Source organism: Variovorax paradoxus (genome assembly GCF_040544635.1).
GTDB classification, from domain to species: domain Bacteria; phylum Pseudomonadota; class Gammaproteobacteria; order Burkholderiales; family Burkholderiaceae_C; genus Variovorax; species Variovorax paradoxus_R.
Map to the genome: position 1 here is coordinate 205,263 of NZ_JBEPKJ010000006.1, position 14,181 is coordinate 219,443.

12 protein-coding genes are annotated in these 14,181 nt (G+C 66.2%); 7 read left to right on the top strand and 5 right to left on the bottom strand.

Translation table 11 applies throughout. The annotated features are described in order from the left end of the window. Positions 1-45 precede the first annotated feature (45 nt). Together ABIC94_RS12430 and ABIC94_RS12435 are read left to right on the top strand one after the other, a co-directional pair. A complete protein-coding gene (locus ABIC94_RS12430) occupies positions 46-1,056 on the top strand; it encodes a TRAP transporter substrate-binding protein (RefSeq protein ID WP_354373308.1) in 1,011 nt (336 codons plus the stop codon). Between the two features lie 72 nt (positions 1,057-1,128). Beyond that, positions 1,129-2,325, top strand: a complete 1,197-nt coding sequence (locus ABIC94_RS12435; RefSeq protein ID WP_354373309.1) for a mandelate racemase/muconate lactonizing enzyme family protein — start codon at positions 1,129-1,131, stop codon at positions 2,323-2,325. Between the two features lie 20 nt (positions 2,326-2,345). Here the strand turns inward: ABIC94_RS12435 and ABIC94_RS12440 are convergent, their stop codons facing one another. Continuing rightward, complete coding sequence (locus ABIC94_RS12440; protein WP_354373310.1) at positions 2,346-3,359, bottom strand: endonuclease/exonuclease/phosphatase family protein; 1,014 nt, start codon at positions 3,357-3,359, stop codon at positions 2,346-2,348. A 218-nt stretch (positions 3,360-3,577) separates the two neighbouring features. Between ABIC94_RS12440 and ABIC94_RS12445 the strand changes: the two genes are divergently transcribed. Together ABIC94_RS12445 and ABIC94_RS12450 are read left to right on the top strand one after the other, a co-directional pair. Next, positions 3,578-3,793 (top strand): hypothetical protein, encoded by a 216-nt coding sequence (locus tag ABIC94_RS12445; RefSeq protein ID WP_354373311.1) that lies wholly within the window; start codon positions 3,578-3,580, stop codon positions 3,791-3,793. 36 nt (positions 3,794-3,829) lie between these two features. Continuing rightward, positions 3,830-4,537, top strand: coding sequence for a hypothetical protein (locus tag ABIC94_RS12450; protein WP_354373312.1), 708 nt, complete (start codon positions 3,830-3,832; stop codon positions 4,535-4,537). 78 nt (positions 4,538-4,615) lie between these two features. Here ABIC94_RS12450 and ABIC94_RS12455 read toward each other — a convergent pair whose 3' ends face one another. After that, positions 4,616-6,463: a DEAD/DEAH box helicase gene (locus ABIC94_RS12455; RefSeq protein WP_354373313.1), complete on the bottom strand. Its 1,848-nt coding sequence runs from the start codon at positions 6,461-6,463 to the stop codon at positions 4,616-4,618. Positions 6,464-6,752: 289 nt separating this feature from the next. On the opposite strand from ABIC94_RS12455, the gene ettA reads away from it, so the two are divergent. Then, the gene (gene ettA / locus ABIC94_RS12460; protein ID WP_055798110.1) at positions 6,753-8,414 is read left to right on the top strand and encodes an energy-dependent translational throttle protein EttA; all 1,662 of its coding nucleotides are present in this window, start codon (positions 6,753-6,755) and stop codon (positions 8,412-8,414) included. 109 nt (positions 8,415-8,523) lie between these two features. Beyond that, entirely contained in the window at positions 8,524-9,807 is a 1,284-nt protein-coding gene (locus ABIC94_RS12465) for a PQQ-dependent sugar dehydrogenase (RefSeq protein ID WP_354373314.1), read from the top strand. A gap of 74 nt (positions 9,808-9,881) precedes the next feature. On the opposite strand, the gene ABIC94_RS12470 is transcribed toward ABIC94_RS12465, so the two are convergent. Both ABIC94_RS12470 and ABIC94_RS12475 read right to left on the bottom strand, forming a co-directional pair. Next, positions 9,882-11,276 (bottom strand): TAXI family TRAP transporter solute-binding subunit, encoded by a 1,395-nt coding sequence (locus tag ABIC94_RS12470; RefSeq protein ID WP_354373315.1) that lies wholly within the window; start codon positions 11,274-11,276, stop codon positions 9,882-9,884. A gap of 7 nt (positions 11,277-11,283) precedes the next feature. After that, entirely contained in the window at positions 11,284-12,333 is a 1,050-nt protein-coding gene (locus ABIC94_RS12475; protein ID WP_354373316.1) for a P1 family peptidase, read from the bottom strand. Positions 12,334-12,373: 40 nt separating this feature from the next. On the opposite strand from ABIC94_RS12475, the gene ABIC94_RS12480 reads away from it, so the two are divergent. Then, the gene (locus ABIC94_RS12480) at positions 12,374-13,672 is read left to right on the top strand and encodes an NAD(P)/FAD-dependent oxidoreductase (RefSeq protein WP_354373317.1); all 1,299 of its coding nucleotides are present in this window, start codon (positions 12,374-12,376) and stop codon (positions 13,670-13,672) included. Between the two features lie 32 nt (positions 13,673-13,704). On the opposite strand, the gene ABIC94_RS12485 is transcribed toward ABIC94_RS12480, so the two are convergent. Continuing rightward, positions 13,705-14,172, bottom strand: a complete 468-nt coding sequence (locus tag ABIC94_RS12485) for a DUF411 domain-containing protein (RefSeq protein WP_354373318.1) — start codon at positions 14,170-14,172, stop codon at positions 13,705-13,707. Positions 14,173-14,181: the final 9 nt, after the last annotated feature.

The window sequence follows — 14,181 nt, forward strand, 5'->3', positions numbered from 1 at the left end:
TGGTTTTCCGTCAGTTCATTTCAACCTCAATCGAAGGAGACAAGCATGTTGTTTCGCAGAACCCTGATGACCGCCGCCCTCGTGGCCGGCGGCCTGCTGGCATCGACCGGTGCCATTGCGCAATTCGCCGACCGCACGATCAAGTTCACCAACGGCGTGAACGAAGACCACCCGGTGGGCGTGGGCGTCAAGAAGATGCAGGAAGTGCTGGCCGCCAAGACCGGCGGCAAGATGAAGATCGTCGCCTTCTGGGGCGGCGCCGCGGGCGGCGACCTGCCGGCCACGCAGGCTCTTCGTGCCGGTACCCAGGAAATGGTGTGCACTTCCAGTTCGCCGCTGGTCGGCATCGTGAAGGAACTCGGCGCATTCGACCTGCCGTTCCTGTTCGCCAACGAGAAGGAAGCCGATGCGGTGCTCGACGGCCCCGCCGGCGAGTACTTCAACAAGAAGCTCGAAGCCGCGGGCCTGGTGAACCTGGCCTACTGGGAGAACGGCTTCCGCAACCTGACCAACAGCAAGAAGCCCGTGGCCAAGCCCGAGGACTTCGAAGGCGTGAAGCTGCGCGTGATGCAGAACAACATCTTCCTGGACTCGTTCAAGACCCTGGGCGCCAATGCGGTGCCGATGGCTTTCGGCGAAGTGTTCACCGCACTTGAAACCCGCACCATCGACGGCCAGGAAAACCCCTTCGTGACCATCGAGACCTCGAAGTTCAGCGAAGTACAGAAGTACCTGAGCGTGACGCGCCATGCCTACACGCCGTTCCTCATCCTCTACAGCAAGAAGCTGTGGGACCAGCTCAACCCGCAAGAGCAGGCCGTGCTGCGCGAAGCCGCGAAGGAAGGCCAGAAGGTCCAGCGCGAAGCCAATCGTGCACTCAACGAGAAGGCGCTCGCCAACCTGCGCAAGACCATGACGGTGAACGACGTGTCGCCGGCCGAGCAGAAGCGCATGCTGGACAAGGTGAAGCCCGTGTACGACAAGAACGTGCCCACCATCGGCGCGGAAGCCGTGGGCGTGGTGACCGATGCGCTGAAGAAGGCGCGCGGCGGCTGATCGATTCCTGACGTGGTATCGGGGCCGCGCAGCGCAAGCTGCCGCGGCCCTTTTTTTCTGGAGTTTCAAAAATTGAAGATCACCGAAGTCGAAACCATCCGCCTTGGCGAGTTTCCCAATATCGTGTGGGTGCGCCTGCATACCGACGAGGGCCTGGTCGGCCTCGGCGAAACCTTCATGGGCGCGGAGGCGGTCGAGGCCTATCTGCATGAATGGGCGGCGCTGAAGCTGCTCGGCACCGATCCGCTGCAGATCGAGGCACGCAACCGTGACATCACCGGCTATCTGGGCTGGCGCGGGTCGGGCGTGGAAACGCGCGGCAACTCGGCCGTCGACATTGCACTGTGGGATTTGTTCGGCAAGGCTGCCAACATGCCGGTGCACACCGCCCTGGGCGGCAAGAGCCGGGACGCGATCCGCATCTACAACACCTGCGCCGGCTATCAGTACATTCGCAGCGCCACCAACCAGACCAGCTCCAACTGGGGGCTGGCCAACAACAACGGCCCCTACGAGGACCTGCAGGGCTTTCTGCACCATGCCGACGAGCTGGCCGAATCGCTGCTGTCCGAAGGCATCACGGCCATGAAGATCTGGCCGTTCGACCCCGCTGCGGAAAAGAGCCACGGCCAGTACATCAGCAATGCCGATCTCGACACCGCGCTGGAGCCGTTCCGCAAGATCCGCAAGGCCGTCGGCGGCAAGATGGACATCATGGTCGAGTTCCACAGCCTGTGGCGCCTGCCCATGGCGCAAAAAATCGCCCGCGCGCTGAAGGAGTTCGACACCTTCTGGCATGAAGACGCCATCCGCATGGACAGCCTCGACCTGCTCAAGCAGTACGCGAAGGATTGCGATGCGCTCATCTGCGCCAGCGAGACGCTCAGCTACAAGTGGGGCTTCAAGGACTATCTGCAGACCGGCGTGGCCGGCGTTGCAATGCTCGACCTGAGCTGGTGTGGCGGCCTCACCGAAGCCCGCAAGATCGCGGCCATGGCCGATGCCTGGCAACTGCCGGTGGCACCGCACGACTGCACCGGCCCGGTGGTCTGGGCCGCGTCGACACACCTGAGCCTGCATGCGCCCAATGCGCTCATCCAGGAGAGCGTGCGCGCCTTCTTCACCGGCTGGTACAAGGAGCTCGTCACCGAGCTGCCGAAGGTCGAGAACGGCATGATCAGCCTGAACGACAAGCCCGGGCTCGGCCTGGAACTGCTGCCAGACCTGCACAAGCGGGCCGACGCGATGGTGCGGGTTTCGAAGCTCTGAGCTTCGTTGGCTGGTCCCGTTCAGTCGGTGCGCAGCCTCAGCAGCGCACGCACAAAGCCGTGGTCCGAGCGCGAGCGGTCGCGCCCTTCGTGCAGGTGGTCGTTGAAATAGTCGACCCTGCGCACGTCGCCCAGGCTGTGCCGGCTTGCCGCAACGAATTCCTCGCTCACGAAGATCTGGTCGAGCACGGCCGGAAAGCCTTGGTGAACGTGTGAATAGGCCACGTCTTTCTTCAGCGCCGATTCGCCCTGCATCTCGTAGGCGTTGAACAGCGCCACGTCGCGCGCCGCCTTGTCGTAGGCCACGTCGGAAGTGGCGGCCACCAGTTGCGTGGTTACGCTGTGCGGCTCGTCGTTGAAGTCGCCCATCACCACCAGTGGCGTGTTCGTGCCTTGCAGCAGGTCGATCACGATGCAGCGCAACGCGGCCGCTTCAACGCCCCGCATGACGAGCGAGCGCAGCGAAGCCATCGCACCCACCTTGCGGTCTTCCCGGTCTTCCAGATGATTGCCTTGCGCGTCTTGAAGGAATTTCGGGCGCTTGGACTTCAGGTGCACCGTCAGCACATGCACCTGCTGCCCGTGCTTCATGCGCAGCGTGACCAGAAAGGGCGGTCGCTCGAAGCGCGTGTGCGGGCCCAGGCCCGGCACGTCGACGCCGAAGCCCGGCGGAAAGTCGACAAAAGACTGCGCATGGTCCACCGGCAGGCGCGTGGCAATGCCGACCCGCGGCGTGCCCTGCGCGCCGTTGTGCGGCGGCGTGTTCTCGGCGCCGGGTACCGAGACGAAGTCATAGCGCAAACCGCTGCGCGCAATTGCGGCCTTCAGCGCGCTTTCGTCCCAGACCTCTTGCACCGCGAGCACGTCGGCATTGAGCGCGTGAAAGCGCTCGCCGATCCAGCCGATCTTGCGTTCGTATTCGCGCTCGTCGTAGGCGTCCTGGTTCTCGTAGTACACGCGGTGCGGGTTCGCGAGATTCAGCAGGTTGCACGTGGCGACGAAGAGCGTGGCGTAGTTGGGTGGGATGTATTGCATGGCCCGCGATTGTGTCCGTCCGCCGTGACGGGCGGGGCGACGCCTTTGGTACTAATGGGCAGAAAGGCGACCGGCGCAGCTTTGTGGCGTAGCTGACAAAAGCCGTGAGAAATGTGCTGAATTTGTGCTCTTGCAACATTTGTGTTGTGACTTGTAAAACGACAATTCGATGCTGCGGCTTTTTCATCCGCACCAAATTCCAACGGGAGGACATAAAGATGAAGATTCGATCGACCTGTGCTGTCTTGCTGGCGTGCATTGCACTCGCCGCATGCCAGTCCGCCCCTCTGTACGAGCCCGGCCGGCGCGCGCTGGTTGCGGCGCAAGAAGACGAGGAGCGCACCGTGGTTGCCGAGATCTCGCGCACCAGGGCTTACACGCCCGACGTGCTGATCCAGATCGTGCACAACCCCGCCGACAGCGGGAAGCTCTGAGGCGGAATCTTGAACTTGAAATCAATCAACTACGGGATGCCTTCCCACCGCGCTCTGCTGGCTTGCGCCTTCGCAGGCACCCTGTTGCTTGCAGGTTGCGGCTCCAGGCCCACCACCGTGCCCGAACTCCCCTCCGTCACCCGCATCATGGTGATCCCCGTGGCGCCGATCAACAAGCTTCACACCGAGAACAAGGGCGTCCCGCTCGGCGTGCTGTGGCAGTCGATTGCCGATCGTGTGAAGGGCTCTGAATTCAACGAGCGCATGGAAGCCGTTCGCAAGGACATGGGGCCGAAGATGACGGCGGCGCTGGTGCAGCAACTGAACGCGCTGGGTTACCAGGCGCAGGCGCTCGAGGGCGTTTCCAGGCCGGCGGCTTCGCCGGACCACATCGACTACGGCAAGCTGCCGACGTCGGAGCCGGTGCTGCATGTTTACTTCAACGAGGTCGGCATGTATTCGGCGCGTTTCTCGACCGACTACGTGCCGCGCGTGAACCTGAGCGTCTATTTGATGACCGCGAAGGACGGCGACTCCGTGTACTCCGAGACCATCTACTACGGTGCCGACGCCAGCGGCGATTCTTCCGGCAGCGTGCCGGCGAATGCGCGAGACCGCTGGGGGAGCTTCGGTGAACTGGTCGCCAAGCCGCAGGAGGTCACCCGCAGCTATGACGACGCGGTGACCGCGCTGGCGACCAGAATCGCAAAGAACATACGGGCGAGCACGGCACCGCCGCGCTGACGAGCGACCCGGAAAAAACAAAGGGCACCGAGGTGCCCTTGTTCAATTGCGGGGTAGGTGTTCTACCCGCGGTTCCGCTTAACGGCCGAACGAACGGCCACCGCCGCCACCGCCGCCACCGCCGGAACGGTTGCCGCCGCCGCCACCGTAGCCACCGCCACCACCCGAACGGCCACCGCCGCCCGAACGGTTGCCGCCGTAGCCGCCACCACCACCGCCGCCCGGACGGCCGCGACCGCGTCCGCCACCCATGTGGTCGACGCTCGTGCGCAACGGATCCGGCTGGCCATCGCCGCCCGCGACCGCTTCAGCGCGCAGGTGTGCAACCTGGTTGGCTTGCGTCGGGCTGTGGCTGTTGCCGTGATGGCGCGGTTGGCGCTCGTCGTGCGGCAGATGATTCTGCTGTTGATGATGTTGGGGCGCATGGTGCGGCGTGCGTGCCGGGCCTTGCGGTCCGCGGCCTTGTGCCGGGCGGGCAGCGCCTTGGCCGCGCGGGCCTTGGCCTTGGAAGCCCTGGCCTTGACCGCCACCGTTGGCGTTGCGGCCTTGACCGCCGCCGCCCTGGCCGCCACCGCGGCGTTGACCGCCGCCGTTGCCACCACCACCGCCGCCACCGGCGCGTTCGCCGCCGCCCTGGCCGGTCTTGTTCTCGCGAATGCGTTGCAGCATTTCGGTGCGGGCAGCCTTGGCGGCCGCCTGCATCACGTCGCGGCTCGGCGGACGGCCTGCGCCGCCCCAGATCGTCTGGCGACCCATGGCGATCGGCTCGGCGCGTTCGCCGTCTTCAGGGCCGAAGCCTTCGACGAACTGCACCGGAATCGTCTGCTTCGTGAAGCGTTCGATTTCCTGCATGAAGCCTTCTTCGTCCAGGCAGACAAAGCTCACGGCCTCGCCGCTCGAACCGGCGCGGCCGGTGCGGCCGATGCGGTGAACGTAGTCTTCGCTGACGTTCGGAATTTCGTAGTTCACGACGTGCGGCAGCTCATCGATGTCGATGCCGCGGGCCGCAATGTCGGTGGCCACCAGCGCGCGGATGTCGCCGCTCTTGAAGCCGGCCAGCGCCTGCGTGCGTGCGCTCTGGCTCTTGTTGCCGTGCAGCGCCATCGCCTGGATGCCGTTCTTGGTCAGGAATTCGGCCACGCTGTTGGCGCCGAACTTGGTGCGCGTGAACACGAGCACCTGGCTCCACTTGTTCTCGTTGATGATGTGCGCGAGCAGCGCCTTCTTCTTGCCGCGGCCCACCGGGTGGATCACCTGGGTGATGCGCTGCACGGTGGTGTTGCGCGGCGTGACCTGGATGCTTTGCGGGTTCTTGAGCAGCGTGGCGGCCAGGTCGCGGATTTCGTCGCTGAAAGTGGCCGAGAACAGCAGGCTCTGCTTTTCCCGGGGCACCAGGGCGAGAATTTTCTTCACGTCGTGGATGAAGCCCATGTCGAGCATGCGGTCGGCTTCGTCGAGGATCAGCATCTGGACCTGGCTCAGGTCGAGCATGCCTTGCTGCTGCAGATCGAGCAGGCGGCCGGGGGTGGCCACGAGAATGTCGACGCCCTTCTTGAGCTTGCTGATTTGCGGGTTCATGCCCACGCCGCCGAAGATCACGGTGGAGTCGAGCTCCAGGTACTTGCCGTAGGTGCGGACCGACTCTTCGACCTGGGCCGCGAGTTCACGCGTGGGGGTGAGCACCAGGGCGCGAATGCCGATGCCGCCGAACTTGTTGGTGGCGCTGGCGCTCGTGCTGAGCTTGTGCAGCATCGGCAGCGTAAAGGCGGCCGTCTTGCCGGTGCCAGTCTGGGCGCCGCCGAGCAGGTCGTGGCCTTCGAGAACCGCGGGAATGGCTTGCGCCTGGATGGGGGTGGGGGTGTCGTAACCGTGCTCGTGCACAGCCTTCAAGATGGCGGGAGCCAGCTTCAGTTCGTCAAAATTCATTGGAAACAATAAGCGCCATACACGGCGCAGTGGCATCGGCCCGCTTGGCGTCTTTTGGTAACGCCGAGCCAGTCAAGGCAGATGAAGGTCAGGGGTGGGAGCCGAAAAACCCGTCGTGATAAAGGGCTTTCTTCGTCCCCGGCAGAGAGCCGGTGTTGCGGGCAACTGGACCCGGCAACGGTGCCTATTGTCGCATGAGTCGATAATCCATGGTTTGCCGCGTCCGAAAGCTTTCTTCGGGCGCCCGCACTTTTCCCCAATTTCCGCTACCCAAGGTAACTATCCACAGATGGCTCAATACGTCTATTCGATGAACCGTGTCAGCAAGACCGTGCCGCCCAAGCGGCAGCTCTTGAAAGACATTTCGCTCTCTTTCTTCCCCGGCGCCAAGATCGGCGTGCTCGGCCTGAACGGCTCGGGCAAGTCCACGCTGCTCAAGATCATGGCGGGTGTGGACAAGGAGTTCGAGGGCGAGGCGCTGCCCATGCCGGGGATGACGATCGGCTATCTGGAGCAGGAACCCAAGCTCAACAACGAGCACACGGTGCGCGAATCGGTCGAAGAGTCCATGGGCGCGGTGTTTGCGGCCAAGGCCCGCCTCGAAGAGGTGTACATCGCCTACGGGGCCGAAGACGCCGACTTCGACGCGCTGGCGGCCGAGCAGGCCCAGCTCGAAGCCATCATCGCCACCGCCGGCACCGATTCCGAACATCAACTGGAAATCGCCGCCGATGCCCTCCGCCTTCCGCCGTGGGACGCGAAGATCGGCCTGCTGTCAGGCGGCGAAAAGCGGCGCGTGGCGCTGTGCCGCCTCCTGCTGTCCAAGCCCGACATGCTGCTGCTCGATGAGCCGACCAACCACCTGGACGCCGAATCGGTGGAGTGGCTCGAAGTGTTCCTGCAGCGCTTCACGGGCACCGTGGTGGCCATTACCCACGATCGCTACTTCCTCGACAACGCAGCCGAGTGGATCCTGGAAATGGACCGCGGCCGCGGCATTCCCTGGAAGGGCAACTACAGCACCTGGCTCGAGCAGAAGGGCGAACGCCTGGCGCAGGAGCAGAAGAGCGAAGAAGCCCACGCCAAGGCGCTGAAGAAGGAACTGGAGTGGTCGCGCCAGAACCCGAAGGCACGCCAGGCCAAGAGCAAATCCCGCCTGGCCCGCTTCGAAGAGCTGAGCGACATGGAATACCAGAAGCGCAACGAAACGCAGGAAATCTTCATTCCGGTGGCGGAGCGTCTGGGCCAGCAGGTGTTCGAGTTCCACGGCGTCAGCAAGTCCTTCGGCGACCGCATGCTGATCGACAACCTGAGCTTCACCGTGCCGCCGGGCGCGATCGTCGGCATCATCGGCCCGAACGGCGCCGGCAAGTCGACGCTCTTCAAGCTGCTCGCGGGCAAGGAGCAGCCGGACACTGGCGAAGTCGTCATCGGCTCGACGGTCAAGATGGCCTTCGTCGACCAGCACCGCGACGAACTCGCCAACAACAAGACCGTGTGGGAAGACATCTCGAACGGCCTGGACATCATCAACGTCGGCAAGTTCCAGATGGCGAGCCGCGCGTATGCGGGCCGCTTCAACTTCAACGGCGCGGACCAGCAAAAGAAGGTCGGCACGCTGTCGGGCGGCGAACGCGGCCGGCTGCACCTGGCCAAGACGCTGATTGCTGGCGGCAACGTGCTGCTGCTTGACGAACCGTCGAACGACCTTGACGTGGAAACGCTGCGCGCGCTCGAAGACGCGCTGCTCGAATTCGCCGGCACCGTGATGGTCATCAGCCACGATCGCTGGTTCCTCGACCGTATCGCCACGCACATCCTGGCCGCCGAAGGCGACAGCCAGTGGACCTTCTTCGACGGCAACTACCAGGAGTACGAAGCCGACAAGAAGAAGCGGCTGGGTGAAGAGGGTGCCAAGCCCAAGCGCATGCGCTACAAGGCGCTCAAGTAACGCTGCCGCGGTGCTTACCAAATGAAACCGCCTTCGGGCGGTTTTTCTTTGCGCCCGGTCGGTCGCGGTGTCACCATGGTGCGGTCCATTCTGTCGAAAGAGGCCGGTCATGACGATGTCGACACGCATCCTCTGGTTCACCGCACCGATATGGCTGGCCGGTTGCGGCGGAGGGGGCGGCGGGGGCGGCAACTTTTCGCTCGCCGCGTTGGGTACGCCGGCCGCGGTCACGACCCCATCCCCGGCAACGGCGCCCCAACCCGTTCCCGGCGCCGCGCCTGCACCGCCTTCCGGCCCGCTTCGCGTGACGGAACTGGCCACCGACCTGTCGAACCCCTGGAGCATGGCTTTTCTGCCGGATGGCCGAATGCTCGTCACTCAGCGCGGCGGTCAACTGCGGCTGCGCAACGCCGATGGCACGCCCGTCAATGGTGGGGCCGACACAGTGTGTTGTGCACCGGTGGTCGATACCGACGGCCAGGGCGGCCTGCTCGACGTGGCGCTCGATCCGGCCTTTGCCAGCAACGGCCGCATCTATCTGAGCTTCGCCGAGCGCGACAGCGCGAACGTCGCGCTCAACGGCACGGCCGTGGCACGCGCCCAACTCGATACCGCCAATCGCACGCTGAGCAACGTCACGGTGATCTACCGGCAGGCTCCCAAGGTGAGCGGCAGCAGTGGGCACTACGGCTCACGCCTGGCATTCGACCGCCTGGGCTATCTGTTCGTGACCATGGGCGACCGCCAGATCGACACGCAGCGCGGATTCGCGCAAGACCTGTCGCGCGGCAACGGCAAGGTGGCACGCCTTACGACGGAGGGCGCCCCGGCGCCCGGCAATCCGGACTTCGGCGTCGCTGGCGCGCAGCCAGAGCTGTGGAGCTACGGCCACCGCAACCCGCAGGGCGCCGCGATGCGGCCGGGCACGGATCAGCTCTGGACCAGCGAGCACGGACCGCAGGGCGGCGACGAGATCAACCTCACACAGGCCGGCCGCAACTATGGTTGGCCGGTGATCAGCTATGGCCAGGAGTACGGCACCCTCACCCAGGTGGGCGAGGGCACCAGCAAGGCGGGCATGGAGCAGCCCGCGACCTGGTGGGAAAAGATCGACGGCTCGGTCTGGACCCCAGGCACGCAGAAGTCGTCGATCGCGCCGAGCGGAATGGCCTTCTACACCGCGACGAACATCCCGGAGTGGCAGGGCAACCTGTTCGTCGGGGCATTGGCCGGTACCGCGCTCTGGCGGCTCACGCTAAGCGGCGACACTGTCACCGGCCGCGAGCGCCTGCTCGCAAACCGCGGCGAGCGCGTGCGCGATGTTCGCCAGGGCCCGGACGGCTGGCTCTATGTGCTGACCGACAACGGCAAGCTGCTGCGCCTTCAGCGCTGACGGCGCGGCCGGCGCTTTCTCGAGAGATCAAGCTGTGCCCGCGACGCGGGTCGCAGCCTGGAGCGCGCTCCAAGTCAAGCGCTTTCTGTGGGTTCCTTTGGCGGCGGTGTCCGGGGCGCGAAATCGCCCGGCTGCGGCCAGCGCAGCTGCACGCGCCTTTGCACCGTGTGGATGTTGTTGCGCAGCGCATAGAGCTCGTCGGCGTAAGAAAGCGGCACGGCCACCTTGTTCACCACGCGGTCGAGGTCCTCGAGTTCGCTGAGCAATTCCTCGCGTCCGCCTTGCTGCGCGTCGATCTTGGCTTCGATGTCGCGCAGCCGCGCATACCAGCGGAACACACGCCGCCGCACGCGGAACTGGTAGAGCGGTGGCACCACGCGGCTCAGCGGCAGCATCAGCACCAGCAGGCCGCCGAGCACCAGCCACATGCGCTCGATCAGGTTGCTGGCCCAGAACGGAAGGTAGCGCTGCCAGAACGGCGGCGTGCCGTTGATGGCGCGGTCGCCCTCGGGGCTCACGGGTAGTTCGCTGGTGCGCGTGTTGGGGAAGTCGCGCGCGCGGTTGAACCAGCCCGCATCGCTGTGCAAGCCTTGGGCGGCCTGCGCAAAAAGCTGCCGCAGCGCCGAGTGCGTTTCGTCGCGCGAAAGCATCGAGGTGGTGGCGGCGAGCAGCGTGACGTCCGAAGGCGGCAGGTCTTTCGACAGGTCGACCACGCCGCGCGGCAGCGTCACTGCAGAAAGAAAGGGAAAGCGCCGCGAGTAGGCATCGGCCTGGCCGAAGTCCATCAGCTTGATGTCGGGTGCGCGCAGCAGGCGCTGCACCTGCGGCGACTGCGGCGCCGAGGCGAGCACGATGACGTCGAGCAGGCCGGCCTGCAGCGCTTCGGCCGCGGCCGCCTGTTCAAGGTTGGAGAGCTGCAGCGCATCGGGCTCCAGGTGGTTGGCCTTGAAGAGCCTTTCCATGATCTCTGGCAGGCCGCTGCCCGGCATGTCGACGTTCACGCGCAAGCCGCGCAGTTGCGTGAGCGAGGTCAGCGTGGCCGTCTTGCGATCGATCTTCTGCGCGGTGTCGGCGCGATAGAAGAGCCATATCGGCTCGAAGAACAGGCTGCCGAGGGAGGTGAGCCCGGCTTCCTCGTCGGCCACCGGGTCGGCGCTGCCGCCGCGCACAAAGCCCACATCGGCGCCGCCGGTGCGCAGCAGTTGCAGGTTCTCGGTCGATCCCGTGGTGGCCTTGAGCTCCACCTCGATGCCGCTGTTCTTGAGCACCTCGGCATAGCGCTTGCCGAACTGCGCGTACGCGCTGCCGGTGGGGCCGGTGGCCAGCGTCACGTGCTTGGGCGGCTGCGGCTGCAGCCACCAGTAGGCGGCAATCAGCACGCCGATCACCAGGAACACGACAGGACCGGCCGAGGCGATCAGGTCGCGTATCGACAGCAGGATCAGCTTCAGCGTCTTGGGCATGGCCATGAGGAATTCAACCTTTTGTTGCTGCGAGGTCGGCCGCGCAGGGAATATGCAAATCGCCGACGGTAACGGCGCGCGCCGCCAGCACGGCGCGCAAGGTGGCGCGTGCCACCGCTTCGGCCGCCATGGTGCCGAGCACTGTCATGCCCGGCCTGGATTCGGCGCCGGGGCCTTCGAGCGGAACGCGGCCGGTGGCCAGCGCAAACAGTGTGTCGCCGTCGCTCATGGTGTGCACCGGGTTGATGGCGCGCGCGAGGCCGTCGTGCGCCACGCTGGCGAGGCGATTGGCCTGCACCTTGGTCAGCACCGCATCGGTCGCGATCACGCCGAGCGTGGTGTTGGTGCCCGCGAGCAGCGGCTTGGGCGCCTCTCCGCGCAGCAGGGCCTGTCGTGTGTCGAGCAGGGCAAGGCCGTCTTCGGTGCGTGCGCCGGCCACCGGCTGCGCGGTGTCGGGGTCGATCACGTCGCCCAGCGCATTGACCGCGATGAGCGCGCCCACCGTCACGCCGCCCACGGTGACAGAGGCGGTGCCGATACCGCCCTTCATCGCGCGGTGCACGCCGAAGAGCTTGCCCACGAGCGCGCCGCTGCCGGCGCCCACGTTGCCTTCGGCCGGGGCGCTGTTGCTTGCTGCGTCGCAGGCCGCATAACCGGCCGCGGCGTCGGGGCGGATGCGCGCATCGCCCATCGGCAGGTCGAACAGCACGGCCGCGGGCACGATGGGCAGGGTGCCGAAGCGCACGTCCATGCCGATGTTGCGTTCCTCGAGCCAGCGCATTGCGCCCTCGGCGGCGGCCAGGCCCCAGGCGCTGCCGCCCGCCAGCATGATGCCGTGCACCTGCTGCACCAGGTTGCCGGGCGAGAGCAGGTCGGTCTCGCGCGTGCCCGGTGCGGCGCCGCGCACGTCGACACCGGCAACAGCCCCTTCGCGCGCGAGGATCACGGTGCAGCCCGTGGGCCGGCGCGTGTCGGAGAAATGACCGACTTCGATGCCGGCAACATCGGTAATGGCGCCTGAAGACGAAGAAAGAGAAGAGGGTGCGGATGACGAAGCAGGCATGGCGGCCGATTATGGGACCGCGCCCTCTACGATAGGCGCCATGACAGTTGCAAGAAGTTTCTCCGCGGACGGTGCTGTGCGCCACGCGGTCGTGATTGGTGCGGGCGCCGTGGGCAGCGCAACCGCCATCGAGGCACTGCGCGCGGGCCTGCGCGTGACGGTGATCGAGCCCGGCGAACCCGGCGGCCCGCACGCCACGAGCTACGGCAATGCGGGCTGGTTGTCCTCGCATTCGGTGGTGCCGCCCGCGCTGCCGGGTGCATGGCGCAAGGTGCCGGGCTGGCTGGCCGATCCGCTGGGGCCGCTGGCGCTGCGTTGGCGCTACCTGCCGCGCGCGTTGCCATGGCTGCTGCGCTACCTGGCTTCGGGTTGGACCGAGGCGCGCGTGCAGCGCACCGCCGACGCACTGCGCACGCTGCTCGCCGATGCGCCGGCGCTGCACGCCCGGCTTGCCACCGAGGCCGGCGTGCCGCAGCTCATCGAACAGCGCGGGCTGCTGCATGCCTACCGTTCGCGCGACGAGTTCGAGGGTGACGCGCTCGGCTGGCGCGTGCGACGGCGCACCGGCGTGCAGTGGGAGGAATGGGCCGAGCCGGAACTGCGGCAGCGGGAGCCCGACCTCGACGCGCGCTACACGCTCGGCATCTTCGTGCCCGAGGCCGGCCACTGTCGCAACCCGGGTGCCTATGTGGCTGCGCTGGCGCAGCATGCATTCAGCGCCGGTGCACAGCGTGTGGCAACGCGCGCCACGGGTTTTCGCGTCGAGGGCGGGCGGCTGCGCGCGGTGCTGACAGAGGCCGGTGAAATCGCCTGCGATGCCGCCGCCATCTGCGCCGGCGCACGCTCAGGTCCGCTGGCCGCTGCAGCCGGTTCCCCGGTGCCTCTGGAATCGGAGCGCGGCTATCACGTCGTCGTCGAAGGCGCCGCAGTGGGACCGCGCACGCCCACGATGGTGGCCGACGGCAAGCTCATCGCGCACTGGATGGACGGCGGACTGCGGGCGGCGGGCCAGGTCGAGATCGGCGGGCTCGAAGCCGCGCCTGACTGGCGCCGCGCCGAGATACTGCACCGGCACCTGCAATCGATGTTTCCCGCCCTCGGCCGTCAGTCAGCGGGTTCAGCCTCGGTGAAGCACTGGCTCGGTCACCGGCCCAGCCTGCCCGACGGCCTGCCGTGCATCGGGGCTTCAAGGGCCAGCACAGACATCGTGCTGGCCTTCGGGCATGGGCATGTCGGCCTGTGCGGCTCGGCGCGCACAGGCAAGCTCGCGGCGCAATTGCTCGCGGGTACAACGCCCGAGACGCCGCTTGCGCCTTTCGATCCTGGCCGCTTCGGCTGATCGGCCCGATCTGTCTTTTCTGCGATTCAGGCTCAGCGATAGCTCTGGTAGACGCGGCTGCCGCCATCGGCCAGCACCAGCAGGACGTCGTACGGATCGCGCCGGTCCCCGTAGGCGGCGCCGTCCATGCCGGGTGAGCCGACCGGCATGCCCGGTACGGCAAGGCCGATGGCCTTGGGTTTTTCCTTCAACAGCCGGTGCACCTCACGCGCCGGGACGTGGCCTTCGAGCGCATAGCCGCCCACCAGGCCCGTGTGGCATGAGCCCAGCTTGGCCGGAACACCGAGCCGGGAGCGCGCGGCATTGTTGCCCTCGTCGTGCACACGGGTGGCGAATCCGTTGGCGTTGAGGTGCTTCACCCAGTCCTGGCAGCACCCGCAATTCGGGTCTTTCCAGATTTCGACCATCGGCGCGGCGGCCATTGCGGCCAGCGGCCATGCCGTCGTCGATGCGAGCGCCAGCACCGGGGCGGCGCGCAGAAGCAAGGTTCGTCTTTGCATGGGGTTCTC